The organism is Anoxybacteroides tepidamans (assembly GCF_014201465.1).
Taxonomy (GTDB): Bacteria; Bacillota; Bacilli; order Bacillales; family Anoxybacillaceae; genus Anoxybacteroides; species Anoxybacteroides tepidamans.
In genome coordinates this window covers 471,932-497,533 of sequence record NZ_JACHEP010000001.1, presented here as the reverse complement: position 1 = coordinate 497,533, position 25,602 = coordinate 471,932, and the positions used below count along the sequence as shown (strand labels likewise).

Genomic DNA, 25,602 nt, shown 5'->3' with positions numbered 1-25,602 from the left:
AATCACCAAAAACGATGTAAACTCAATAATAACAATAGAACCATTTGCCGTTTCTTTCATACAATGAACATAAGAAAAGTGCTGTGTAGGTAAGGAGGGGTGTTGATGCGCTTGGAACGCTTAACCCACAATAAAATTAAAATTTTCCTCACGTTTGACGATTTAATGGATCGTGGCTTGACAAAGGACGATTTATGGAAAGATACGTTTAAAGTACAACAATTATTTCGCGACATGATCGAGGAAGCAAGCGAAGAACTCGGCTTTGAAGTGAACGGGTCTATTGCGGTGGAAGTCTACTCTTTACCGGCACAGGGAATGGTTGTGATCGTAACGAGCGAGGACCAAGACTTCGACATCGACGAAGAGTTCACTGATGACGATTATATTGAAATGCAAGTGACGCTCGATGAGAGCGAAGATATATTTTACGAATTTCAAACGTTTGAAGATGTGATTCAGTTAGCTCATCGTCTGTCGACAATCGGCTGCGCAGACGGCACGCTGTATTCATATAATCAACGCTTTTATTTGCACGTATCAGAAGAACCGCCGATTGCAACCGATGATTTTATTGCCATCTTAGCTGAGTTCGGCAGTCCGTCGACGATTACGATTCATCGTGTGGCGGAATACGGAAAAAAATTAATGAACCATCGCGCGATTGAACAGCTTGTTCGTTATTTTCCGACTCGCTAATTTGCCCTAGGCTCCCTCTGTTTAGTGGGGGCTGATTTTATTTTTTTAGAAAACATTATGCGTGAATGAATAGGAATAAGCACGCTGAAAAATTTGTTAGCATAAAAACGATGAAAGCGATTACAAAATAAGGAGTTCCCTCTAAAAAATCGATTTTTTCTGCTTTGCATAAACAGAAGGAAGGTGTATACTATGACATGAAAGGTGGACAATATCATTAAAAGTGAGTTGTATGGGAGGTTTACGTATGGTAGCCGACAAGCATACGAGCGAGGAAAAGCATGAAGAGAAGCACGACGTTTTAAAAGCAACGCAAATCGTCATACATAGAGCGTTGGAAAAGCTCGGATATCCAGAAGAGGTATACGAGTTGTTGAAAGAACCGATTCGCATGCTGACAGTGAAAATTCCTGTGCGCATGGATGACGGTACTGTGAAAATTTTTACCGGCTACCGTGCCCAACATAACGATGCGGTTGGACCAACAAAAGGGGGCATTCGTTTCCATCCAAACGTGACAGAACGAGAAGTGAAAGCTCTGTCGATTTGGATGAGCTTAAAGTGCGGCATTGTCGATTTGCCATACGGCGGGGGGAAAGGCGGCATTGTTTGTGATCCGCGTAATATGTCGTTCCGCGAGCTAGAGCGGTTAAGCCGCGGCTACGTTCGTGCGATCAGCCAAATCGTCGGCCCGACAAAAGACATTCCGGCGCCAGACGTCTTTACAAACTCGCAAATTATGGCGTGGATGATGGATGAATATAGCCGCATTGACGAATTTAACTCGCCTGGATTCATTACAGGAAAGCCGCTTGTGTTGGGTGGTTCACACGGTCGTGAAACAGCAACAGCTAAAGGGGTAACGATTTGCATTCGGGAAGCGGCGAAAAAGCGGGGCATTGAATTGGAAGGAGCTCGCGTCGTCGTTCAAGGATTCGGAAATGCGGGAAGCTATTTAGCGAAATTTATGCACGATGCCGGTGCGAAAGTCATCGGTATTTCCGATGCGTACGGTGCGCTATATGATCCAAACGGATTGGATATTGATTATTTGCTTGATCGTCGCGATAGCTTCGGAACAGTCACGAAGCTATTTAAAAATACAATTACGAACAAAGAATTGCTGGAGCTAGAGTGCGACATTTTAGTTCCGGCAGCGATTGAAAACCAAATTACAGAAGAAAACGCCCACAACATTAAAGCAAAAATCGTCGTCGAAGCAGCAAACGGTCCAACGACGCTCGAAGCGACAGAAATTTTAACGCAGCGCGGCATTTTAATCGTTCCAGACGTACTCGCAAGCGCTGGCGGTGTGACAGTTTCTTACTTCGAATGGGTGCAAAATAACCAAGGCTATTACTGGTCGGAAGAAGAAGTCGAAGAAAAATTAGAAAAAGTGATGGTCAAAGCGTTCAATAACGTATATGAAACGGCGCAAACTCGTCGCGTTGACATGCGCCTTGCGGCATATATGGTCGGCGTTAGAAAAATGGCAGAGGCGTGCCGTTTCCGCGGTTGGATTTAATTGCAATCTGCGGCAAAATCCCCTATCATGTTTACGGTAGGGGATTTTTTGCTGTTAGGAGGGAAAGCCATGAAATTCGAAAAAATCATCATCATTGGCGGCGGGCCTTGTGGACTTGCTGCGGCAATAGCGTTGCAAGATGTTGGTTACAAGCCATTAGTCATAGAAAAAGGAAATATTGTGAATGCGATTTATCATTACCCAACACATCAGACATTTTTTAGCACAAGCGATCGGTTAGAAATTGGCGGTGTTCCATTCATCACCGAAAATCGGAAACCAAAGCGAAACCAAGCGCTCGCTTATTACCGTGAAGTCGTGACACGCAAGCAAATTCGTGTCAATACGTTTGAAAAAGTAGAAGCGGTCGAGAAACAAGCGAATGGGAAGTTTATCGTAACAACGGCAAAGGACAAATACGAAGCCGACTATGTCATTATTGCGACTGGATATTACGACCATCCGAACTACATGAACGTGCCGGGAGAAGAATTGCCGAAGGTGACACATTATTTTAAAGAAGGGCATCCATACTACAACACGGATTGTGTCGTTATCGGCGGGAAAAACTCAAGCGTCGATGCGGCGTTAGAACTTGTCAAAGCGGGTGCACGCGTAACCGTTTTGTATCGGGGCAGCGCGTATTCGTCGAGCATTAAGCCATGGATTTTACCGGAATTTGATTCGCTTGTCCGGCAGGGGGTTATTCAAATGGAATTTAACGCCCATGTGAAAGAAATTACGGAAGATGCGGTCATTTATACAGTCGGTGATGAAGTGAAGAAAATTAAAAACGACTTTGTGTTTGCAATGACAGGGTATCATCCGGATCATGAATTTTTAAAAACGATGGGAGTCGGCATTGATGAAGAAACCGGCCGGCCGCTTTACGACCATGAAACGATGGAAACGAACGTCCGTGGCATTTTTATCGCTGGTGTCATCGCGGCAGGAAATGACGCGAACGAAATTTTTATTGAAAACGGCCGCTTTCACGGGGAGCAAATTGCAGCTTGTATTGTGAAACGGGAAAAAGCCGATCAGCGCTGATCGGCTTTTAGTATTATGCGGATGCTTATTCCATAAATACTTGTTGCAACGTTTGCGGCTCGTTCGTCATTTCAAGCGCCACAAGCAGCTTAATGCGCGCTTTTTGCCCGCTTAATCCGTTGGAAAAGATGACACCCATTTCTTTCAGCTGTTTGCCGCCGCCTTCATAGCCGTATATGTCTTGGACGATGCCATTAAAGCAGCGAGAAACAAGGACAACAGGAATGTTGGCAGCTAACAAGGAACAGACGCCTTTGGCAGCCCTTGGCGGAAGGTTTCCTTGCCCTAGCGCTTCAATAACGACGCCGTCTAAAGGTAGCGTTTGAATCGCTCGAAACAAGCTTTCATCCATGCCGGCATACGCTTTTAATAATATGACGTTTTTAGAAATGCGTTCGATCGGATATGTCGCTCGTTTCGTCGGCGCGTGATGGAAAAACACACCGCGCTTAGTGACAATGCCGATCGGCCCATATTGCGGACTTTGGAAGGTCGCCACGTTTGAAGTGTGCGTTTTTGTGACGTTTTTGGCCGTGTGAATCTCATCATTTAAGACGACTAACACCCCTTTGCCGCGCGCTTCATCGCTTGCGGCGACTTTAACGGAAGAGATGAGATTATACAGCCCATCGGCGCCGATTTCGTTGCTTGAGCGCATTGCTCCGGTAACGACGATCGGCACGTCCGCTTGCACGGTTAAATCGAGAAAGTAGGCCGTTTCTTCTAACGTATCCGTCCCGTGCGTAATCACGACTCCTTCGATTTTTTCTTTTGTCACTTTTTCTTCGATTTTATTGCGCAATACAAGCATTTCCATCGGCGTGATATGCGGCGATGGCAGATGAAACAGCTCTTCAACGTGAAGATCTGCGAGGTTCATGAGCGAGGGTGTCGTGTCATGAAGCGGATTTTTCTCATCCGGTTGAACAGCACCTGTTTTTTCATCTTCTTTCATCGAAATCGTTCCGCCAGTATGAATAATTAAAATTTTTTTCATGCTGTATTCCCTCCATGCGTTGAGCGAAAGGTTATTCTCAATTGTGATAATCTTATGTTACCATATAATAAACAGATGGAAACGGGGATTTATATGTTTACGATTATTTCTGCTGGCATTGCCCCAGGTGTGGCGCTACTCAGCTATTTTTATTTAAAAGACGAATACGAAACCGAGCCGCTGTCGCTCGTATTGCGCACGTTTATATTTGGTGCGATTCTCGTGTTTCCTATTATGTTTATTCAGCATGTCCTACAGCTCGAAGGGGTCGTGACCTCCAAATGGGCGCAGGCGTTTTTATCTTCCGGTTTGCTTGAGGAGTTTGTCAAATGGTTTGTCGTGTACTTTTTTATTTTTGACCATCGCGAGTTCGATGAACCGTATGACGGCATCGTCTATAGCGCCAGCGTGTCGCTCGGGTTTGCAACGCTCGAAAACATTCTTTATTTACTTGCCAACGGTGTCGAGTTTGCCGTCACAAGAGCGCTTCTGCCAGTTTCCAGCCATGCGCTCTTTGCAGTGATGATGGGCTTTTATATCGGAAAAGCGAAATTTCAAGGGCGAAAGCGTTTTTACTTAGTGCTTTCTTTTGTTTTACCGTTTTTGTTGCACGGCACGTATGACTTTATTTTGCTTACGCAAGAAAAGTGGGCTTATTATATGGTGCCGTTTATGCTTATGTTATGGTGGATGGCGCTACGAAAAGTAAAGCAAGCAAAAGGAATGTATGCCAACTCAATCGTTCCTTCCATGAAAAGTCAAGCGTAAAGCTTGGCTTTTTTTTTTGCATAAAAAGGCAATTTAGGCGAAAAATACGGATATAGCCAGATCGATGAAGGAGGGTTATGAATGCGCTGGCGAATGATTGTATGTTTAGTCATTTTTTTATGGACGTATGAATGGTCTACGAAGGAAGTACACGCGTTTTCGAGTCAAGTGATTCAGCGTGGGGCGGTTGGCGACGATGTCATTGAGTTGCAAGCGAGACTGCAATATATCGGGTTTTACAACGGGAAAATTGATGGGGTTTTTGGTTGGGGTACATATTGGGCGGTGCGCAACTTTCAGTATAAGTTCGGACTGCCGGTGGACGGATTAGTCGGCGAAAGCACGAAAGCAAAACTTGTGAAAGTGTCGAAGTATTATGAATCGTTTGTAAAAGAACAAATTCGAAACGGCAATTCCTTTACCCATTACGGCGGGAAACCGTTAAGCGAGCAGGTGAAACGGGAGGGGAACCGAAACCAAAAAGCCGCATCGTCTGGGAGAGCGACAGCGACAAACATTCCAAAAGGGTTTTCGCAAAATGATATTCAATTAATGGCAAACGCGGTATATGGTGAAGCGCGCGGCGAACCTTACATTGGCCAAGTGGCGGTAGCGGCGGTCATTTTAAACCGCCTCGAGCATCCGTCGTTTCCAGATAGCATAGCCGGGGTGATTTTTCAGCCGGGAGCATTTACGGCGGTTGCTGACGGACAAATTTGGCTGACGCCGAATGAAACAGCGAAAAAAGCGGTGTTGGATGCGATTAACGGTTGGGATCCTTCCGGCGGGGCGATTTATTACTTTAACCCGAATACGGCAACGAACGGGTGGATTTGGAGCCGTCCACAAATTAAGCGAATCGGAAAGCATATTTTTTCTAAATAAAAAGGCAGGTGATCAATATGTTACGGGTGTTGCTTATTGGTTTTTTATCGCTTGGCATCGTCGGAACGGCGTATTGGGGATATCGGGAACATCAAGAAAAAAACGCGATTTTAGTGCACGCCGAGAACAACTACCAACGGGCGTTCCACGATTTGACGTACAAAATCGATTTATTGCACGATCAAATCGGCACGACATTGGCGATGAATTCGAAAGTATCGCTATCTCCGGCGCTTACGGAAGTATGGCGCATCGCTTCTGAAGCGCATTCCGATGTCGGACAGCTGCCGCTTTCTCTTCTTCCTTTTAATAAAACGCAGCAATTTTTGTCGCAAATCGGTGCGTTCAGCTACCGCACGGCCGTTCGCGATTTGGAAAAAGAGCCGCTGACAAAAGAAGAATATAAAACGCTCCAGACGCTTTACCAAAAATCGGCAGATATTCAAAACGAACTTCGCAACGTGCAGCATTTAGTATTAAAAAACAATTTGCGCTGGATGGATGTGGAACTTGCGCTGGCAACGAACAATCGGCCGAGTGATAATACGATCATTGATGGATTTAAAGCGGTCGAAAACAATGTCGAATCATTTTCCGAAACGACCGATTTTGCGCCGACATTTACAAGCATTACGAACAGAGAAAAAGGATTTATTCGGGCGCAAGGAAAGCGGATTACAAAAGAAGAAGCAAAAGCGATCGCCACATCGTTTTTAGGACTCAAAGGAACAGAGAAAATCACAGTAGTTCGCAGCGGCAAAGGAGCGGATGACCGCTTTTATAGCTTAACGATTTACGATCCGAAAACGAGAACCGAAACATATATGGATATTACCGAAAAAGGCGGTTATCCGATTTGGGTGATTGATAACCGTCCGATTAAAAAACAAGCGATCAGCTTGCATGAAGCAAGCATAAAAGGGATGGATTTCTTAAAGAAGCATCGTTTTACGAATGTCGAACTTTATGACAGCACGCAATATGACAATATTGCGGTGTTAACGTTTGTCATAAATGAGCGGGGCGTTCGCATATATCCGGAGGCGATTAAAATGAAGGTGGCGCTAGATGACGGAACAGTTGTCGGTTTTTCCGCCCGCGATTACTTATCGTCTCCTGTCGTGCATCATTTTCCGAAACCGGCGATTTCGCTTGCGCAGGCGAAAGCGAAGCTCAATCCGAACGTCAAAGTAATGGAAGAGCGCCAAGCGGTCATTACGAACAACTTAAATCAAGAAGTGCTTTGTTATGAATTTTTAGGCACATTAGGAGACGATACGTATCAAATTTTCATCAATGCGCAAAACGGCATCGAAGAAAAAGTCGATAAACTGCAAAACGCAGAGCGCACGTACGATTGAAGGAAAAGCTTGTCAAGAGCTTTTCCTTTTTGTTTAAATATAAAGAAGAGATGGATAAATGTGAGGGAGAACAGATGATTAAAATTGGGGATACGCTAATTCTTGAATCGAGAAATGAAAAAGAAGTGCACGAATACAAAAGCAAAGTGGTCGAAATCTTTCCGGATCTTATACATATCGATTATCCGGTCAATAAAAAAACGGGGAAAACAGTGTATTTAATCAACGGCATGCAATTTAAAGCGAGTTTCGTTGGGAAAGATGAATGCCTTTATTTATTCGATACGGAAGTGAAAGGGAAAGTGCGCGATCCGATCCCGATGATTGTCCTTTCGTATCCGGGCGATGATCAACTTGTTCGCATTCAGCGCCGCCAATATGTTCGCGTCGAAGCGAATGTCGATATAGCGATCCATCCGCTTCACGGCGAGTTTTTGCCGTTTGCGACGATGACGACTGATATAAGCGCAGGGGGCGCCGCGATCGTGTTGCCAGAGCGAGCGGCGACGATTCTTCCAGGAACGGTCGTCGAAGCATGGCTTGTTTTGCATATGAAATCAGGCGATTACCATTATATAAAAGTGCCGGCGAAAATTGTGCGCATTTTCCAAGCAGAAGGGAGCCATGTGTATAAAGCATCACTGCAATTTTTGACGATGGAGCCAAAAGAGCGCGTGCTATTGATCCGTTACAGCTTTGAAAGACAATTGGAAATGCGGAAAAAAGAAGAAGGGATACAAGAATAACCGAAAGAAAAATGTGGAAGGATAAAAGCAAAAACGAAAAGGCGGTTGCTGGATGAAACAAATCGAACGAGTCTTGATCAAAATCGTGATCGTTCAATTTCTCTTTTTATTGCTCGCGCAATGTTTGCTTTTATACACACCGCTTGCGCCGTACGTCACGAAAGTGTATGAATACGAAGGGGTCACAAAACAAGAAAAGACGAAAACGATCGAAACAACCGTCGACCGTTCATAATTCATATGATAAAATATCATCGAAGTACGCAGGGTTCTCCTGCTTTTTTCTTTGAAAAAATACGGATGATTATTAGGAGGTTTTATGAAGCAAATATCGATTGCCATTGATGGACCGGCTGCAGCAGGAAAAAGCACGGTCGCCAAAAAGCTGGCAGAAAAACTTTCTTATCTTTACATTGATACGGGAGCGATGTATCGGGCGCTCACTTATCTCGCTTTGCAAAAAGGAATCGATGTGGACGATGAACAGGCGCTATTGCAACTATTGCGCAATACATATATTGAATTGAAACCGTCTGAACACGGACAACGTGTATTTGTCAACGGGGAAGATGTAACGAACGTCATTCGCAGTGAAGATGTGACAAATAACGTTTCGTTCGTGGCGAAGCATTCGCTTGTGCGCGAAGAAATGGTGGCGCGCCAGCAAGCATTAGGAGCTCAAGGCGGCGTAGTGATGGATGGGCGCGATATTGGCACGCACGTTCTTCCGCATGCAGAAGTGAAAATTTTTTTAAAAGCATCTGTTGAAGAGCGGGCAAAGCGCCGTCATGCGGAAAATATCGCCAGAGGGTTTGCCTCAGATTTAGAAACGTTAAAGGAAGAAATCGCTCGTCGCGACAAAATCGATTCCGAGCGGGAAGTTGCACCGCTTAAAAAAGCAGAAGATGCCGTTGAAATTGATACCACTTCTTTATCAATTGACGATGTCGTAAACGAGATTATGAAAATCGTAAATGAAAGGATTTGATGGCTTTGGACTTTTATTCGTTTGCGAAGGGAGTTGTATCGAGCGTTTTAAAGCCGCTTTACCGTGTGGAAGTGATCGGTATAGAACATTTTCCGAAAGAAGGGGGCGTGCTTCTTTGTTCGAACCATATTAGCAACCTTGACCCTCCGATCGTTGGCATTACCGCTCCACGACCGATTTATTTTATGGCAAAAGAAGAGCTGTTTCGCGTACCGGTTTTAAAAAAGCTACTTCCGCCATTGCACGCGTTTCCTGTCAAGCGGGGCATGAGCGACCGCCAAGCGTTGCGAACAGGGTTAGAGGTATTAAAACAAGGACATGTGTTAGGTATTTTTCCAGAAGGAACGCGAAGCAAAGACGGAAAGCTGAAAAAAGGACTGTCCGGCGTTGGATTTTTTGCGCTTAGGACCGACGCCCAAGTCGTTCCTTGCGCGATTATCGGCCCGTACCGTCCGCTAAAAAAATTGAAAGTCGTATACGGTGCGCCGATTGCGATCGATTCATTGCGCGAGCGGAAAGCATCGCCGGAAGAAGCGACGGAATATATTATGAGCCATATTCAAGCGCTATTAGATGCATATCAATAAGCATCCGAATACATGCTTTTTGAAAAAATATGGTATAATAAATAGAAAAGTGGGCCTTGTGGAAAAATCGGTACGTTTTTCCGGATGGTCGTGCTTTAGCCATGTGGGTAGTTGACGAAGGAGGGTTTTGAATGGTAGAGGACATGAATGTGGAAGTAAACGTATATAAGGTAGGTGATCTCGTTCGCGGAAAAGTGGTGAAAGTCGAAGACAAGCAAGTGCTTGTCGACATTGAAGGCAGCAAGCAAAGCGGCCTCATCCCGATTAGCGAGCTTTCAAGCCTTCACATCGAAAAGACGAGCGATGCCGTTTCCGTCGGCGACGAGATTACAGCAAAAGTGAAAAAAGTAGAGGAAGGCGAAAACGAAGACGAAGGATTGTTAATTTTATCGAAAAAAGCGGTCGATGCCGATCGCGCTTGGGAAGAGTTAGAGAAGAAGTTTGAAAGCGGCGAGGCGTTTGATGTCGTGGTGAAAGACATCGTCAAAGGCGGACTTGTGGCGGATGTCGGCGTGAGAGGATTCATTCCGGCGTCGTTTGTGGAAACACATTTTGTTGAAGATTTTTCCGACTATAAAGGCCGCACGCTGAAAGTGAAAGTCGTCGAATTAGACCGTGAGAAAAATCGCGTTATTTTATCGCATCGTGCGGTTTTAGAACAAGAACAGGAAGAAAAGCGGAAGCAAGCGTTCCAAAATATCAAAGCAGGACAAGTGCTTGAAGGAACGGTGCGCCGCATTGCCGATTTCGGCGTGTTTGTCGACATTGGCGGCTTTGATGGACTCGTACATATTTCACAGCTTTCACACGCTCGCGTCGCCCATCCGTCCGAAGTCGTTCAAGAAGGTGAAACAGTGAAAGTGAAAGTGCTGTCCGTGAGCGAAGAGAGCGGCCGCATTTCGCTGTCAATCAAAGAAGCGCTGCCGGGGCCGTGGGAAGGAATTTCGGAAAAGTTAGCTCTTGGCGATGTCGTCACTGGAAAAGTGAAACGGCTTGTACCGTTTGGCGCGTTCGTCGAAATTTTCCCTGGCGTCGAAGGACTTGTGCATATTTCACAAATTTCGAACAAGCATATCGGTACGCCGCACGAAGTGTTAAAAGAGGGCGATGAAGTGAAAGCGAAAGTGTTGGAAGTGAATGAAGCGGACCGCCGCATCTCATTAAGCATGCGCGAACTAATGGGAGAAACGTCTGTTGAAGAAGATTACAGCCAATATACAAAGCCGGCTGAGTCAACGGGATTCCAGCTCGGTGAAGTGATCGGTGAACAATTAAAGAAATTAAAATAATGGTGATAGATAGTGAACAGGGCTAGACGGAAACTCGAACATATTCAACATGCGCTTTTGCTCGAGCAAGAAGGCGCAAACGGGTTCGATGACATCGTGTTTGTGCATCAAAGCCTGCCTGGCATCCGGACAAATGATGTGAAGTTGCATACAACTTTAGGCGAACTTTCATTAAGTTCGCCTCTTTTTATCAATGCGATGACGGGCGGAGGAGGGCAGGCGACGCTTGACATTAATAAAGGATTGGCAGAAGCGGCGAAAGCATGCGGCATCGCCATGTCTGTCGGTTCGCAAATGGCGGCGGTGAAAGATGCAAGTGAACGTCCGTCGTTTGAAATTGTGCGTCAAGTGAATCCGAACGGCCTCATTTTTGCCAACATTGGCAGCGAAGCGACCGTGGATGAAGCGAAGCGGGCGGTTGAGATGGTTGAAGCAAACGGCTTGCAAATTCACCTTAACGTCGTGCAAGAGCTCGTCATGCCGGAAGGGGATCGCGATTTTACCGGGGCGCTAGCGCGCATTGAGCGAATTGTTCGCGATGTCGGCGTACCGGTGATCGTCAAAGAAGTCGGTTTTGGCATCAGCAAAGAAACGGCGTTGCAGCTTGTAAACGTTGGGGTGAAGCTAATTGATGTCGGCGGTTTTGGCGGAACGAATTTTGCGCGCATTGAAAACAAACGGCGTGAAGAGATGATCTCATATTTTAATGACTGGGGCATTTCAACCGCCGCTTCGATTGTGGAAGTATTGCAAGGTGCTCCATCTGTTGCAGTGATCGCGAGCGGCGGAATTCGCACCGCTTTCGATGCGGCCAAGGCGATTGCACTCGGAGCGAATGCCGTCGGTGTCGCTCGCCCGTTTTTGCAAGAGCTTGTCGGACGAGGAATGGAGTCGGTCGTTGCTTTAATTGAGGCGTGGCATACGGACCTCGTGCGGTTGATGACCGCTCTTGGCGCTAAAACGATCGAAGAGCTGCAGAGCGTTCCTCTCGTCATTCGCGGCGATACGCATCATTGGTTGACGGAGCGGGGATTTGATACGAAAGCGTATAGCCGCAGATAAAAAGCTGACCTAAAAGTCAGCTTTTTATCTGCCTTCGGCTAGGCAGTCGCCTCCGCTTCCTATTATTCAAGCCTCCGCCCGAGCGATTTGTAAATATAGTCGATCAGTTGCGTCGGGCCGGGAATGTCGGGGTAGTATAACAATACGATGGCCAATGCCGCCCCCATGCCTAATAAAATGGCGAATACGGTCTTTTCTTTTTTCGGAGCACGTTTGAACCGCGGCCATTCGAATGCCCAAATACATGTAACGAGCATAACGATACCGAAAATAAACCCGAGCTTCATTACTTTTTCACCTCTTGTTCCGGAAACCCTTGTGGAGCGGCGTTCATGCCCGGCCGGCGGACGTATGCTTTTGTTTTCACCACGACTTCAACGGTCGGGAAAATGTCGTCCCACCGATCTTTCACGCGGTTCCACTCTTTTGGGTAGGCGCGGTGAAATTCGTCGGCAAATCCGAAAATGTCAGCATTCATTTCTTTTTGCACTTTTTGCAGCGCCGCTTTTACCCGGGCGGTCGCTGTATGAGCCAATTCTTTTTCCAGCATATGAAGATGTTTTTCATTGTACAAACTCAAATTCGTTCCGTTTAGTAATATATCGTCTTCTGACGTTATGTTCACAATCATTTTCCATTTCCCTTTTTCATATTTCGGAATTAATTCAGCATGTGCCCGAATGATTGTTGCTGTAATTTTTCCTTTCGTTCCTTTGATCGAAACGGTAATATTCGCTTGTTTAATTTCGTTTCGAATCCAGAGCACGCCGCGCGTCAATTTATCATCAATTGATCCAATCATTTTATCTTTTTTAAAGATGGCGGTGCGTTGAATAAATGCAATTGTTTCCAGTTCTTTTTTCCCTTTTTCTAAAGGCAGCCTTTTTACCATCGGAAATGCGGCTGCTCCAGTGTCACTACTGAGCATTTGCAAAGCATCTTTCAGCGTGACGTTCAATAAAATTTGTGATTTAGATAACTCTCGCAACACTTCAGCAGAACTTTGCTCGATCGGTGGAAGCAGTTCAAGCACGCTTTTTGCCGTTCCGCTGGCAATTAATACGTTGGAACGAAGGCGCGTTTGCGGCTGGCGGCTTAAAAAATCCAGATGTTGCCGAATGCCCGCTTTTGCCGCTTTTTCCCCGAACACGATCGCTTTAACGTGCCCCCAAAAGATGCGGCGCGGCAGTTTTTCTTGCAAGTTGGCAATGGCATCCGCTATTGTCCGTCCAGTTCCTGATAGAACGATTGTTGCTCCTCCTCCTCCGATATTGCTTCCACTCATTGCCGTTCCGGCTCCAAGCTGTTTCGGAACGACAAGCTGGCCGGTCAGCATAACATACTTTCCTTTTTGGTCAATGCCGATCCCTGTGACGAGCGCTAAATCGTTTAACTCTGTTCGGTCCCAGCAGCCGCTTAATATGAGAAAATGTATGCCAACTAAAAGAAAAATAAAAGCTTGTTTCCATCGCTTAATCCAATTCACGATTGTTCCACTCTCATGTCGTTTGTATTCGGCTGCTTTCGCCATTTAGCGATCAGTAGAAGCAGAAGAGGTAACGCTGTTTGGACAGAACTCAAATAAAACGGGGCTGTTGTTCCTAAAAAATGGGATAATTCCATTAAATTAGGCGCGACCCACACGGCAAATAAAAGCAATAAAAAGCCGATTGGAAATACGATGAGACGATAGTCTGACAAATGAAGCCATTGCGCTGTGCCAAGCACTAGTACGTAATAAAATATAGCAATTTTTAAAAATGTTCCTGCGACCCAAATCGCCATCACAAACGCTTCAAGATGTTCGAGAAAATCGGCAAGGCTAATGTACCGGACTGAGCTCATAACAGGATAAACGAAGCGAGCTGTAATTCCGCCTAACACGAAAAGAACGGATATATTGACGAGGAATAACGTGAATAAGACAGCTGTTACCGAGATCATCCCCCATTTTTGTCCGTTTTCTCGATCGGCGACGTACGGAAGCAAAAAGGAAATGAGAAAAAATTCGCTAAACCAGCTTTGTGGCGTCACCGCTCCTTTAATGGAAGGCAGCAATCCTTTTTCCATGACCGGTAGCATATTTGCTATTTTCATATCAGGAATTAACAGAATAATAAAAAAAGAATGATGGTCATTACGATCGGAACGATTAGTTCTGAAAGTCTTCCAATTATTTCTACACCGCCACGAACTGCAAACGCACATACGAAAATCATGCTTCCCATCACAAAGATTAGTGGTGTGCGAACAAAAAAATTACCAACGATAAACTCGCCATATTCGCGAACAATAATTCCAGTTACATGCAAATAAAAAAATAAAAAAATGAAACTAACGATTTTTCCGAGAAACTTTCCAACGATTTGTTCGCTATATTCGATCACTGTTTTTTGCGGATAACGGTTATGCAACTGAACGGCGATATATACTGTCAAAAAACCGACAAGTGACGCCCAAAACGGAGATATCCACATATCTTGTTTCGCATCATGGGCGGTAATAGCGGGAACTAATAAAATGGCGGTGGCGGTGATGGCTGGATGCATTATTATTCCCATTTGTACTGCCGATATTTTTCCTTTTTCCATCATGCTCCTCCTCCTTTTTCCATTTTGTCATCACCGTCAAGCGGATTCGGTTTTTGCTCGGGACTTTGTCGGGTGATATTTTTCGTTCCTGTTAAACGCGGACGTGTATTTCGTTTCCATAAAGGTACACGAATGAGCACATCTTTCATTTCGCGTCCTTGCATCGGCGCTATCGGCGATAAGTACGGAACGCCGAATGAACGAAGCGTCGCCATATGAGTCAGTATGAGCAAGATGCCAAGCATAATGCCGAGCAGTCCTAATGACCCAGCCAAAAAAATCATCGGAAAGCGCAACATGCGCAACGCAATTCCAGCCGCATAGCGCGGTATCGTGAACGATGCAATTCCTGTTAAGGCGACGACCATAATCATCGGAGCGGATACAATTCCAGCTTGAACGGCCGCTTGTCCGATGACGAGCGCTCCGACGATGCTGACCGCTGCTCCTGCTTGCTTCGGAAGGCGCACCCCTGCTTCCCGCAACGCTTCAAATACAATTTCCATCATTAACGCTTCCACTAGAGCAGGAAACGGAATGAGCTCTCGCGAAGCAGACATCGTAAATAATAGAGAAGTTGGTACCATTTCTTGATGAAAGGTGAGAATAGCCACGTACAATGATGGTAGTAAAAGCGATATGAAAAGAAATAAATACCGCAACCAGCGAATGGCTGTCCCAATTAACGAGCGATGATAATAATCCTCACTTGACTGCAGCAACGAATAAAATGAAACTGGCACAATTATCACGAAAGGAGTGCCATCTTGTAAAATGGCGACACGGCCTTCTAGCAAGTTCGCCGCTACGACGTCCGGACGCTCCGTATTTAATACTTGCGGAAACGGAGAATATGGATTGTCTTCGATTAGTTCTTCAATGTAGCTCGTTTCTAAAATGCCGTCGATATTAATGCGATGAAGCCGCGCTTCGACTTCTTCAAGCAACGTCGGACTGGCAATTTCCTCAATGTAAGAGATCGCCACTTCCGTTTGCGTATACGTTCCAATTTTCATTGTTTTCATTTTTAACTGCGGACTTTTAATTTTTCTCCGCAATAATGAAAGATTTGTTCCAAGTGATTCCGTAAATCCTTCGCGCGGTCCGCGGATGGTTGACTCTCCCGTTGGTTCCTCGATCGAACGTTTTTCCCATTTCGATATGCCTAAAGCGAACGCTTTGTTTTGGCTGTCAATAAGCAAAACAGCGCTGCCAGAAGAAATATGCTCGATACATTCGGCGATCGTTTGTATTTTTTTTGTTTTTGAAACGGTCAACGTTTGTTCGAGTAGACGATCGATATCGATTGATATATTGGAAAAAGGGTGCTTCATTAAAGAAGGAAGCACGACCGAATCAAGTTCTTCGATGTTTACGAAGCCGTCGATATAAATGAGCGCCGCGTTTGTCGTTCCACCGATTTGAAACGAGTGAAAAACGACGTCCATGCAATTGTCATAGACGTTTTGTAACACTTGCATGTTTTGCTTTAAATCGAAAGAAAGAACGTGTAGTTGCTCGTGTTGGTGTTCTATGTGCAGGTTTTGTGCACTGTTTTTCTTAAAAAAACGCATTTACATCCCTTCTTTCTAACGCTCCATATGTTTATCGCTAGTTTTCCCATTTTAGCGGTAAAATAATCTTTTAGAAGAAGGAAACGTATAAAAAAAGGCGCCCAAACGAGTCAACGTTTGATCGCCTGTAAGGAACGGAGACGGGAATGGTTAATGTTGATTGCGCTCTCTTGCATCGTCTGGTGTTTCGAGTCGTGTGGCGCCTTTGTTTGCGACGGACGGGTCACGATCCGATTCGACGCGGCGCGATTCTTTTAATTTTTTCTCTTGACGGTCTTTTCCCATGGACAATTCCTCCTTTTTCTTTCATGTCGTCATTAGTCTTTCTACGTTTTTCTTCTTCTATACAAGATTATTTTTTTGAAAATATGAAATAATGGAATTGTTAGGAGTTTGAAAACAGGGAAGCAGGTGTAGGGATGGAAGGGTCTTATTTTTATTGGTGTTCATGGGTATGTTGGATATGGGCGACGTTTTTGATGAAAAAGACGAAACGGCGCACGTTTTTTGCGGCTAGTGTTCTTTTATTGATCATTTTTTCCACCTATCGCATGGTGATGGGGACTTTTTCTGTCACGCTTTCTTTTTTGTTTCTCCTTTTCGTGTCATTATATGTGGTCAGCCAAAACAGCGGTTGGAAGTTCGGTTATATGTTTGTGTCGACGATGACCATTGCGTTTTTGTACGCTGCTTTCCGCTTGCTTGCAATTGTGGATCCGGTTTGGGTGTGGATGGATGAACGATGGATGATAGCGATTGTGATCGTCGTTATCAGTTTAATGTTACATCACGATTTAGCGGTCAGAATGTTATCGATGATCGTTGGAAGCTGTCAAGGCGATATCGTGTATGCCGCGGCAGTAAAGGGAGTTTTTCCATATACGATCGGTTCGCTTTCATTTTTTGATGTGCTATCGCTTTCTTGTGCGTGCTTGGTCGGTTGGTCAGTGCTTGAAAATATGCCGGTCTATGCTGATGTGATTCAAAAACAAATGAGGAGAAATAAGCCGTTGTAGCGCTCTTTCTATTGTTGAGCGTCATCGTTTTTGATAAAATAAAACAGCTGTGTTTTTGATTCGCCGCAATGATGAAAAGAAAGGGTGATACAATGGCCAATCCAGTGGTAGCGATTGTTGGTCGTCCGAACGTCGGCAAATCAACGATTTTTAATCGAATTGCAGGCGAGCGTATTTCGATTGTTGAAGATGTACCAGGAGTGACACGGGATCGAATATACAGCAGCGCAGAATGGCTAAATTATAAGTTTTATATTATTGATACAGGCGGGATTGATATCGGGGATGAGCCGCTACTCGTGCAAATCCGCCAGCAAGCGGAAATCGCCATCGATGAAGCGGATGTTATTATTTTTATGACGAACGGACGCGATGGTGTGACAGCGGCAGATGAAGAAGTCGCCAAAATTTTGCACCGTTCGAACAAACCGGTCGTGCTAGCAGTCAATAAAATTGATAATCCAGACATGCGCGATCTCATTTACGATTTTTATGTGCTCGGATTTGGCGAGCCGTATCCGATTTCCGGATCGCACGGAACAGGGCTTGGTGATTTGTTGGATGCGGTCGCCCAGCATTTCCCGAAGCGAAGCGAAGAAGATTATGAAGATGATGTGATTAAGTTTTGTTTAATCGGCCGTCCGAACGTTGGCAAATCGTCGCTTGTGAATGCGATTTTAGGTGAAGAGCGCGTCATCGTCAGCGATATTGCCGGAACGACGCGCGATGCAGTTGACACGACGTTTACGCGCGAAGGACAAGAATATGTGATCATCGATACGGCCGGAATGCGAAAAAGAGGAAAAATTTATGAAACGACTGAAAAATATAGTGTATTGCGCGCGCTTAAAGCGATTGAACGATCTGACGTCGTGATAGTCGTGCTCAACGCGGAAGAAGGCATTATTGAACAAGATAAAAAAATTGCCGGATATGCTCACGAAGCTGGGCGCGGCGTCGTGATCGTCGTCAACAAATGGGATGCGGTTGAAAAAGATGATAAAACGTTGATCGAATTTGAGCGGAAAATTCGTGACCATTTCCAATTTCTCGATTATGCCCCGATATTATTTGTATCGGCGAAAACGAAGCAGCGCTTACATAAATTGTTGCCGCTTGTAAAAATGGTGAGCGAAAACCACGCGATGCGCGTGCAAACGAACGTATTGAACGAAGTGATTATGGATGCGGTGGCGATGAATCCGACACCGACGCATAATGGTCAGCGGCTGAAAATTTACTACGTCACCCAAGTAGCGGTCAAGCCGCCGACGTTTGTCGTATTCGTCAACGATCCAGAGCTCATGCATTTTTCGTATGAACGCTTTTTAGAAAACCGTATTCGTGATGCGTTCGGTTTTGAAGGCACCCCGATTAAACTCATTGCGAGGCCGAGAAAATAAAATGAGGAAGTGATATAGGGTGGAACAAATTGCGGTGTTAGGAGCAGGAAGCTGGGGAACGGCGCTGTCGATCGTGCTCGCTGATAATGGGCATGCCGTTCGTTTGTGGGGGCAGCGCCCGGAGCAGATCGAAGAGATTAATCATAAGCGAACGAATGAAAAGTATTTGCCGGGAATTCAGCTGCCTGAAGCGATCGTTGGTTATTTGTCCCTTTGCGGGGCGCTGGAATCAATCGAAACGGTCGTGCTTGCCGTACCGACGAAAGCGATTCGCGACGTGCTGAAAAAGGTGCGCGAATGCATTCGACAGCCGATTACGATCGTCAGCGTCAGCAAAGGAATCGAGCCGGATACGCATAAGCGCATTTCGGAAATTATTGAAGAAGAAATGGGTTCGCTTTTACAAGATGTTGTTATTTTATCAGGACCGAGCCATGCCGAAGAAGTGAGTTTGCGCCATCCGACGACAGTAACCGTTTCTTCAAAAAATATGAAAGCGGCGGAACGCATCCAAGATTTATTTATGAACTCGCAATACTTCCGCGTCTATACGAATCCGGATTTAATCGGTGTTGAAATCGGTGGGGCGCTCAAAAACATTATCGCCCTTGCCGCAGGTATTACCGATGGATTAGGCTATGGCGATAACGCGAAAGCGGCTCTCATGACAAGAGGGCTTGCTGAAATTGCGCGGTTAGGCTGCACACTCGGCGCCAATCCTCTCACGTTTTCTGGATTGACAGGAATCGGCGATTTAATCGTCACGTGCACGAGCGTTCATTCGCGTAACTGGCGGGCGGGACATTTGCTTGGAAAGGGGAAGCCGCTTGACGAAGTGCTAGAGAGTATGGGGATGGTTGTCGAAGGAGTGCGAACGACAAAAGCCGCCTATCAGCTCGCGCAAAAACTCGGTGTGAAAATGCCGATTACGGAAGTGCTTTATGATGTATTGTTTAACGGCAAAGACCCGAAAGAAGGGGCAGACTCTCTCATGGCGCGCGTCAAAACGCATGAAATGGAAGATTTGGTCAATATTTTAGGAAAATAGGCATTCGACGATGCAGTGGGCTTTGTCCGTGCATACAATATGGCGAACAATCATAGACTTGAACTTCCGGACAAAGGGTATCTAGTTTACTGAAGTAAAGAGCCCCGCTTTACTTCAGTTTTTTTTGCAAGTATAAAATTTAAGTCTTTTTACAGCTATTTTATTGGTTAAGCGCTCGCTTCCGCTTTTCGTAGGTATCTTGTATAATAATTGTCGAAAAAGGGGGGGGGAGAAATGTCGCCAGCGTTAGCGAAAATGTGGATTGCACTGACTTCGATGGCATTTATGTTTATTTCTGTTTTTTCGATTTATTTTAGCCGCTATAAAGCAAAAAACAAAATCGTTAAAGTGGTGCTAGCATTCATTGCGTATATACTAATGATTTTAGCCGGAATCATCATTATTTTCGTTGTTTTTAGCGGACCAACGCCACAATAATGGACAAGTAAAAGGATGGAGTTTATATGAAACGTGCTTTTCGATGGGTTGTCGCTAGCGTGATTATGTTGTTGTTGTCTGGATGTTTGTATCCGGACGAGCGATTAAAGCAAAATCAAATTCCGTATAAAGACCAAGTGGCCAGCGTGCAAGAGGCGGTCAATCAATATCGCAAAGCGACCGGAGGATTGTTGCCGATCAAAACGCGCGATATGAAAACGCCCATTTATCAAAAATATCCGATCGATTTTCAAAGGCTGATCCCGCGCTATATGCAAGAGCCGCCGGGCAACGCCTTTGAAAGCGGGGGTGTTTTTCAATACGTCATCGTTAATGCCGAAACGAACCCGACCGTTAAACTGCTTGATTTACGCATAGCGGAACAAATTCGCGATATCAACTTGCGCTTAAAAATGTATCGCGACTCGTACGGATATCCGCCGTTTAAAAAAATGATTGCCAAAGGAATTTTTACGCTCGATTATAAAAAGCTAGGATATAAAGAACCACCCTATGCCATAAGTCCGTTTTCCGGGAACAACTTGCCGTTTGTCATTGATTATAACGGGGACGTTTATGTCGATTACCGTATCGATTTATATGAAGCATTGAAAAAAACGAAACATTCGTACAAGCCGGGTGATGATATTCGTGATCTATTAGTGAAAGATTCACTGTTTGTTCCTGCTTACTCCCTTCCGTATACAGTCGATGCGCATAATGAACCGGTTTTTTTAACGAAATAAGTTATGATCTCTTCTCTCATGAATATATTCTAGAGAAGGGATTTTTTTCTTGTTTTAGTCATAAATGAATAGGACAACATCATATTCATATAGTGTCCTACAATATTCGCATGGGTCAACTGGCCTCAACGACTCAAAGACTGGAGGGGAGTCATTTGGAAAAAGTCGACATTTTTAAAGATATCGCAGAACGAACGGGCGGCGATATTTATTTAGGCGTAGTCGGTGCTGTTCGAACCGGAAAATCCACGTTTATAAAAAAATTTATGGAACTTGTCGTTATTCCAAATATCGGAAATGAAGCGGATAAGGCGCGTGCGCAAGATGAATTGCCGCAGAGCGCCGCCGGCAAAACGATTATGACAACAGAGCCAAAATTTGTGCCAAACCAAGCTGTCAAAGTAAAAGTCGATGACGGATTGGAAGTGAACATTCGCCTCGTCGATTGCGTTGGCTACGCGGTGCTGGGCGCAAAAGGATACGAAGACGAAAACGGCCCGCGCATGGTTCACACGCCATGGTATGAAGAGCCGATTCCGTTTCAAGAAGCGGCGGAAATCGGCACGCGAAAAGTCATTCAAGAACATTCGACAATCGGTGTCGTTATCACGACAGACGGGACGATTGGCGAAATTCCGCGGCAAAACTACGTCGACGCAGAAGAACGGGTCATTCAAGAGTTAAAAGAAGTCGGGAAACCATTTATTATGATCATCAATACCGTCCGCCCACATCATCCGGAAACGGAGGCGCTTCGCCAGCAATTGTGCGAAAAGTACGACATTCCGGTGCTGGCGATGAGCGTGGAAAGCATGCGTGAAACGGATGTTTACAACGTACTTCGTGAGGCATTATATGAATTTCCGGTGTTAGAGGTGAATGTCAATTTACCGAGCTGGGTGATGGTTCTTCGTGAAGATCATTGGCTTCGTGAAAGCTATCAAGAAGCGGTAAAAGATACGGTGAAAGATATTAAACGGCTTCGCGACGTCGACCGCGTCGTCCAGCAATTTGGCGAATATGATTTTATCGAAAAAGCAAGCCTTGCTGGCATCGAAATGGGGCAAGGGGTAGCGGAAATCGATTTATATGCGCCGGATGATTTGTATGATCAAATTTTAAAAGAAGTCGTCGGTGTCGAAATTCGTGGCAAAGACCATTTGCTTCAGCTCATGCAAGACTTTGCCCATGCGAAAGCGGAATATGATCAAATTGCTGATGCGCTCAAAATGGTGAAACAGACAGGTTACGGCATTGCGGCTCCGGCGCTTTCCGATATGAGCTTAGATGAACCGGAAATCATTCGCCAAGGCTCGCGGTTTGGCGTGCGGTTAAAAGCAGTAGCACCGTCCATCCATATGATTAAAGTCGATGTCGAATCTGAATTTGCGCCAATTATCGGAACGGAAAAGCAAAGTGAAGAGCTTGTCCGCTATCTCATGCAAGATTTTGAAGATGATCCGCTTTCGATTTGGAATTCCGATATTTTTGGCCGCTCGCTTAGCTCGATCGTGCGCGAAGGCATTCAAGCGAAACTTGCTCTGATGCCGGAAAACGCCCGCTATAAATTGAAAGAAACGCTCGAGCGCATCATTAACGAAGGTTCGGGAGGATTAATCGCCATTATTTTATAACTGCGGACTCCGATTCGGGGTCTTTTTTGCTTGTCATGGGAGCAGACGACTATTTTTCGAGAAAAATAGATAAAAGCCTTGAAAAACAAGGATTTCTTCTTGCGAACATGTAAGACATATGATAATCTTTTATCAGCAAAACTTAGTTTCTTTGGTGAAATGTGACTAAATTGCATTGATTTGCTGAAAAGATGTTGAATTATGCCGATGAATCGTTTAAGATAGGCATGTCGACAATTTAATATCGCTTGAATATGTATAGAAATAGGAAAAATGGTGAAGAAATGAAATAAGTATGTTGATTCGTCCTTGGGAGGAGGTGAATGGCATGAACAAAACAGAACTAATCAATGCGGTTGCAGAAACTAGCGGCCTTTCTAAAAAAGATGCAACAAAAGCAGTCGATGCTGTTTTTGAATCCATTACAGAAGCACTTAAAAATGGTGATAAAGTTCAACTAATTGGTTTTGGGAACTTCGAAGTGCGCGAGCGTGCAGCACGCAAAGGACGCAACCCACAAACGGGGGAAGAAATGGAAATCCCTGCAAGCAAAGTTCCTGCATTTAAACCAGGCAAAGCTCTTAAAGATGCTGTAAAGTAATCGCTACATAAAAAGAGCTCGAAAGAAGGGCAAGCTAGACTCGCTGCCCTTCTTTTTTTGCTTTTTTTTTCGCATATATGCTAGAATCGGATTACGGGAACTCCCGTTTGTACATACAAATGGAGATTTTGTTGGATGCAGGAGGATATAGGCACGATGCTAAATGTGAATTATGAGCAAATTGAATACGCGGTTCGCTTGATTTTAGAAGCGATTGGTGAAGATCCGAATCGTGAAGGATTAATCGATACACCAAAACGAGTAGCGAAAATGTATGCGGAAGTATTTTCAGGGATGAACGAAGACCCGAAGGAGCATTTTCAAACGATTTTTAGCGAAGAACATGAAGAGCTAGTATTAGTGAAAGATATTCCATTTTTCTCGATGTGCGAGCATCATTTAGTACCATTTTTCGGTGTAGCTCACGTTGCGTACATTCCGCGCGGCGGAAAAGTGACGGGATTAAGCAAGCTTGCGCGCGCAGTAGAGGCGGTCGCGCGCCGCCCGCAGCTGCAGGAGCGGATTACAGCAACGGTTGCCGACTCGATCGTGGAAACACTGGAGCCGCACGGCGTGATGGTCGTCGTTGAGGCTGAGCATATGTGCATGACGATGCGCGGCGTGAAAAAGCCAGGCGCCAAAACAGTGACGATGGCGGTTCGCGGAACATTTGAAACAGACCATGTCGCACGCGCGGAAGTGCTTTCGCTTATTAAAGGATAACAAAAAGGGGGACGTTTATGTATAATAGTGACTATATCGTCATTAAAGCGTTAGAAGACGGCGTCAATGTCATCGGATTAACAAGAGGGGCGGATACGCGCTTTCACCATTCGGAAAAGCTTGACAAAGGCGAAGTGTTGATCGCTCAATTTACGGAACATACATCGGCAATTAAAGTGCGGGGAAAAGCGCTCATTCAAACCCAGCACGGCGAGATTTATTCGGAAGGGAAAAAATGATCCAATGTCTCCAGTTTTCCGTTTTTTCTATGAAACAAAGGTTTTTCATGTTATAATTAAAGGCGTTATGTTTTGAAACTTTTGGGGAACAAGGGTGATTAGATTGAAACATATCTTAAAAAAAATGGCGATGTTAAAAGAACAAATCGAGCGTTTTCTTCATCATCCGTATTTGTTGCATCATATACCGATGCAGTCGATCGATGAAGACCGGATTTTATTGTCGTTATCGATGCTTGAAGATGCGCATCTTTCATCTGAAGAGATGGACGGTTATGTTGTTCCGATGATGCTTGTACAAATCGCCCTTGATACCCACGATGAAGTGACGAATTCGCTTCCGCATCAAGAAGAGGATGAATTAAAGACGAGGCAGTTGACAGTGCTTGCGGGAGATTTATATAGCGGACTTTATTATGATTATTTGGCGAAGCGAAGCGATCTTGCGACGATTCATGTATTTGCCGAAGCGATTAAAGAAATTAACGAGCATAAAATTCGCTTATATCAGAAAGATATCGGGAAGATCGAATCGCTGTTTCATAGTATGGCCGTCATTGAGTCATCGTTAATTTACAAAATCGGGGAACATATTTCGTTGCCGTTGTGGTCGAAATTTGCTTATTATTATTTGCTATTAAAGCGTCTTGTCCGCGAAAAAGAACTGTTTATGAAACAAGGGACGTCCGTTCTTTTTGAACAAATGGCGAACATTGTCTTTCAAAAAAATAAAGCGATGGCAAAAGAGCAAAAGCATTATTTATCCCATATTTGCAATCGCTATATCGAACACTGCAAAGAAGAGCTGTTGGGCATCGAACTTGAATGCAACGAACTATTGCAAATGCGCCTTTCCGAATTGATCGGCAGCTTTTCCGTCATTGCCAAAAAGACAGTGGAAGAAGGGTAGAACGATGCAACGATCGAAAGAAGAACGGGTTCATCATGTGTTCGAAAAAATTTATGAAAATTACGATAAGATGAATTCGGTGATCAGCTTCAAGCGTCATATTCAATGGCGCCAAGATACGATGAAACGGATGAACGTGCAAAAAGGCGCTAAAGCGCTTGATGTGTGCTGCGGTACAGCGGACTGGGCGATCGCACTTGCCGAAGCCGTCGGTCCTGAAGGAGAAGTGTACGGGCTTGATTTTAGCCAAAATATGCTTCGTGTTGGCGAGCAAAAAGTAAAAGAGCGGCATTTGCAAAACGTTATGCTCATTCATGGAAATGCGATGGAACTTCCGTTTCCTGACAATACGTTTGACTATGTGACGATCGGATTTGGATTACGAAACGTGCCGGATTATATGACGGTGCTTAAAGAAATGCATCGCGTCGCAAAACCGGGCGGGAAAGTCGTTTGTTTAGAGACGTCACAGCCGACGCTAATCGGCTTTCGGCAATTGTATTATTTTTATTTTCGATTCATTATGCCGCTGTTTGGAAAAATTTTGGCGAAAAGCTATGAAGAATACTCATGGCTTCAAGAATCGGCGCGCGAGTTTCCGGGGATGGACGAGCTGGCGCAAATGTTTCGCGCAGCCGGCTTTGTTAACGTTGAAGTGAAGCCATATACGTTTGGTGTAGCGGCGATGCATCTAGGGTATAAACCGTGACGCATTACAAAAG

28 protein-coding genes and 1 pseudogene are annotated in these 25,602 nt (G+C 44.9%); 23 read left to right on the top strand and 6 right to left on the bottom strand.

Annotated elements, in window-relative coordinates; translation table 11 throughout:
• Positions 1 to 105 precede the first annotated feature (105 nt).
• The 3 genes from HNQ34_RS02530 (at position 106) to HNQ34_RS02520 (ending at position 3,274) form a co-directional block, all read left to right on the top strand.
• Complete coding sequence (locus HNQ34_RS02530; RefSeq protein WP_183251159.1) at positions 106 to 699, top strand: genetic competence negative regulator; 594 nt, start codon at positions 106 to 108, stop codon at positions 697 to 699.
• Positions 700 to 946: 247 nt separating this feature from the next.
• Positions 947 to 2,224: a Glu/Leu/Phe/Val family dehydrogenase gene (locus HNQ34_RS02525; RefSeq protein WP_183251158.1), complete on the top strand. Its 1,278-nt coding sequence runs from the start codon at positions 947 to 949 to the stop codon at positions 2,222 to 2,224.
• A gap of 69 nt (positions 2,225 to 2,293) precedes the next feature.
• Positions 2,294 to 3,274, top strand: a complete 981-nt coding sequence (locus HNQ34_RS02520) for a YpdA family putative bacillithiol disulfide reductase (protein WP_183251156.1) — start codon at positions 2,294 to 2,296, stop codon at positions 3,272 to 3,274.
• Positions 3,275 to 3,299: 25 nt separating this feature from the next.
• On the opposite strand, the gene HNQ34_RS02515 is transcribed toward HNQ34_RS02520, so the two are convergent.
• Positions 3,300 to 4,271, bottom strand: coding sequence for an asparaginase (locus HNQ34_RS02515; RefSeq protein WP_183251154.1), 972 nt, complete (start codon positions 4,269 to 4,271; stop codon positions 3,300 to 3,302).
• A 93-nt stretch (positions 4,272 to 4,364) separates the two neighbouring features.
• Here HNQ34_RS02515 and prsW point away from each other — a divergent pair, with 93 nt between their 5' ends.
• The 9 genes from prsW to fni all read left to right on the top strand — a co-directional run bounded on the left by prsW (position 4,365) and on the right by fni (position 11,957).
• Positions 4,365 to 5,039: a glutamic-type intramembrane protease PrsW gene (gene prsW, locus HNQ34_RS02510; RefSeq protein WP_183251152.1), complete on the top strand. Its 675-nt coding sequence runs from the start codon at positions 4,365 to 4,367 to the stop codon at positions 5,037 to 5,039.
• Between the two features lie 93 nt (positions 5,040 to 5,132).
• A complete protein-coding gene (gene sleB, locus HNQ34_RS02505) occupies positions 5,133 to 5,924 on the top strand; it encodes a spore cortex-lytic enzyme (protein WP_409978347.1) in 792 nt (263 codons plus the stop codon).
• 17 nt (positions 5,925 to 5,941) lie between these two features.
• Positions 5,942 to 7,285 (top strand): germination protein YpeB, encoded by a 1,344-nt coding sequence (gene ypeB, locus HNQ34_RS02500; RefSeq protein ID WP_183251148.1) that lies wholly within the window; start codon positions 5,942 to 5,944, stop codon positions 7,283 to 7,285.
• Between the two features lie 74 nt (positions 7,286 to 7,359).
• Entirely contained in the window at positions 7,360 to 8,031 is a 672-nt protein-coding gene (locus HNQ34_RS02495) for a flagellar brake protein (protein ID WP_183251146.1), read from the top strand.
• A gap of 52 nt (positions 8,032 to 8,083) precedes the next feature.
• Complete coding sequence (locus HNQ34_RS02490; RefSeq protein ID WP_183251144.1) at positions 8,084 to 8,266, top strand: DUF5359 family protein; 183 nt, start codon at positions 8,084 to 8,086, stop codon at positions 8,264 to 8,266.
• An 84-nt stretch (positions 8,267 to 8,350) separates the two neighbouring features.
• Positions 8,351 to 9,019, top strand: a complete 669-nt coding sequence (gene cmk, locus HNQ34_RS02485; RefSeq protein ID WP_183251143.1) for a (d)CMP kinase — start codon at positions 8,351 to 8,353, stop codon at positions 9,017 to 9,019.
• Positions 9,019 to 9,606, top strand: a complete 588-nt coding sequence (locus HNQ34_RS02480) for a lysophospholipid acyltransferase family protein (RefSeq protein WP_183251142.1) — start codon at positions 9,019 to 9,021, stop codon at positions 9,604 to 9,606. Before cmk ends, HNQ34_RS02480 begins: the two co-directional genes overlap by 1 nt.
• 131 nt (positions 9,607 to 9,737) lie before the next feature.
• Positions 9,738 to 10,895 (top strand): 30S ribosomal protein S1, encoded by a 1,158-nt coding sequence (gene rpsA / locus HNQ34_RS02475; RefSeq protein ID WP_183251141.1) that lies wholly within the window; start codon positions 9,738 to 9,740, stop codon positions 10,893 to 10,895.
• Between the two features lie 12 nt (positions 10,896 to 10,907).
• On the top strand, positions 10,908 to 11,957 hold the full coding sequence (gene fni, locus HNQ34_RS02470; protein ID WP_183251140.1) for a type 2 isopentenyl-diphosphate Delta-isomerase: 1,050 nt from the start codon (positions 10,908 to 10,910) through the stop codon (positions 11,955 to 11,957).
• Between the two features lie 62 nt (positions 11,958 to 12,019).
• Here the strand turns inward: fni and HNQ34_RS02465 are convergent, their stop codons facing one another.
• The 5 genes and pseudogenes from HNQ34_RS02465 to HNQ34_RS02445 all read right to left on the bottom strand — a co-directional run bounded on the left by HNQ34_RS02465 (position 12,020) and on the right by HNQ34_RS02445 (position 16,407).
• On the bottom strand, positions 12,020 to 12,244 hold the full coding sequence (locus tag HNQ34_RS02465; protein ID WP_183251139.1) for a hypothetical protein: 225 nt from the start codon (positions 12,242 to 12,244) through the stop codon (positions 12,020 to 12,022).
• Positions 12,244 to 13,443 carry a Ger(x)C family spore germination protein gene (locus HNQ34_RS02460; RefSeq protein WP_312856081.1) on the bottom strand — a complete coding sequence of 400 codons (1,200 nt, stop codon included), beginning with the start codon at positions 13,441 to 13,443 and terminating at the stop codon, positions 12,244 to 12,246. Before HNQ34_RS02460 ends, HNQ34_RS02465 begins: the two co-directional genes overlap by 1 nt.
• Positions 13,440 to 14,551, bottom strand: a pseudogene (locus HNQ34_RS02455) (GerAB/ArcD/ProY family transporter). Before HNQ34_RS02455 ends, HNQ34_RS02460 begins: the two are co-directional and overlap by 4 nt.
• Positions 14,548 to 16,122, bottom strand: coding sequence for a spore germination protein (locus HNQ34_RS02450; RefSeq protein ID WP_183251137.1), 1,575 nt, complete (start codon positions 16,120 to 16,122; stop codon positions 14,548 to 14,550). The pseudogene HNQ34_RS02455 and the gene HNQ34_RS02450 overlap by 4 nt, the downstream one beginning before the upstream one ends.
• A 150-nt stretch (positions 16,123 to 16,272) precedes the next feature.
• The gene (locus HNQ34_RS02445; protein ID WP_183251136.1) at positions 16,273 to 16,407 is read right to left on the bottom strand and encodes a YpzI family protein; all 135 of its coding nucleotides are present in this window, start codon (positions 16,405 to 16,407) and stop codon (positions 16,273 to 16,275) included.
• Positions 16,408 to 16,541: 134 nt separating this feature from the next.
• On the opposite strand from HNQ34_RS02445, the gene HNQ34_RS02440 reads away from it, so the two are divergent.
• The 11 genes from HNQ34_RS02440 to menG all read left to right on the top strand — a co-directional run bounded on the left by HNQ34_RS02440 (position 16,542) and on the right by menG (position 25,589).
• Entirely contained in the window at positions 16,542 to 17,138 is a 597-nt protein-coding gene (locus tag HNQ34_RS02440; protein WP_458294267.1) for a YphA family membrane protein, read from the top strand.
• 92 nt (positions 17,139 to 17,230) lie between these two features.
• Positions 17,231 to 18,541: a ribosome biogenesis GTPase Der gene (der, locus tag HNQ34_RS02435; protein WP_183251134.1), complete on the top strand. Its 1,311-nt coding sequence runs from the start codon at positions 17,231 to 17,233 to the stop codon at positions 18,539 to 18,541.
• 19 nt (positions 18,542 to 18,560) lie between these two features.
• Positions 18,561 to 19,589, top strand: a complete 1,029-nt coding sequence (locus HNQ34_RS02430; RefSeq protein ID WP_183251133.1) for an NAD(P)H-dependent glycerol-3-phosphate dehydrogenase — start codon at positions 18,561 to 18,563, stop codon at positions 19,587 to 19,589.
• A 234-nt stretch (positions 19,590 to 19,823) separates the two neighbouring features.
• Positions 19,824 to 20,027 carry a DUF2768 domain-containing protein gene (locus HNQ34_RS02425; protein WP_183251132.1) on the top strand — a complete coding sequence of 68 codons (204 nt, stop codon included), beginning with the start codon at positions 19,824 to 19,826 and terminating at the stop codon, positions 20,025 to 20,027.
• A 26-nt stretch (positions 20,028 to 20,053) separates the two neighbouring features.
• Entirely contained in the window at positions 20,054 to 20,773 is a 720-nt protein-coding gene (locus HNQ34_RS02420; RefSeq protein WP_183251131.1) for a hypothetical protein, read from the top strand.
• A gap of 155 nt (positions 20,774 to 20,928) precedes the next feature.
• Complete coding sequence (spoIVA, locus tag HNQ34_RS02415) at positions 20,929 to 22,407, top strand: stage IV sporulation protein A (protein ID WP_183251130.1); 1,479 nt, start codon at positions 20,929 to 20,931, stop codon at positions 22,405 to 22,407.
• 328 nt (positions 22,408 to 22,735) lie between these two features.
• Positions 22,736 to 23,008 carry an HU family DNA-binding protein gene (locus tag HNQ34_RS02410; RefSeq protein WP_149917072.1) on the top strand — a complete coding sequence of 91 codons (273 nt, stop codon included), beginning with the start codon at positions 22,736 to 22,738 and terminating at the stop codon, positions 23,006 to 23,008.
• A gap of 156 nt (positions 23,009 to 23,164) precedes the next feature.
• Positions 23,165 to 23,731 carry a GTP cyclohydrolase I FolE gene (gene folE / locus HNQ34_RS02405; protein WP_183251129.1) on the top strand — a complete coding sequence of 189 codons (567 nt, stop codon included), beginning with the start codon at positions 23,165 to 23,167 and terminating at the stop codon, positions 23,729 to 23,731.
• Between the two features lie 17 nt (positions 23,732 to 23,748).
• Positions 23,749 to 23,970: a trp RNA-binding attenuation protein MtrB gene (mtrB, locus tag HNQ34_RS02400; protein WP_183251128.1), complete on the top strand. Its 222-nt coding sequence runs from the start codon at positions 23,749 to 23,751 to the stop codon at positions 23,968 to 23,970.
• A gap of 94 nt (positions 23,971 to 24,064) precedes the next feature.
• Positions 24,065 to 24,880, top strand: a complete 816-nt coding sequence (locus tag HNQ34_RS02395; protein ID WP_312856080.1) for a heptaprenyl diphosphate synthase component 1 — start codon at positions 24,065 to 24,067, stop codon at positions 24,878 to 24,880.
• A gap of 4 nt (positions 24,881 to 24,884) precedes the next feature.
• Complete coding sequence (gene menG / locus HNQ34_RS02390) at positions 24,885 to 25,589, top strand: demethylmenaquinone methyltransferase (protein WP_183251127.1); 705 nt, start codon at positions 24,885 to 24,887, stop codon at positions 25,587 to 25,589.
• Positions 25,590 to 25,602: the final 13 nt, after the last annotated feature.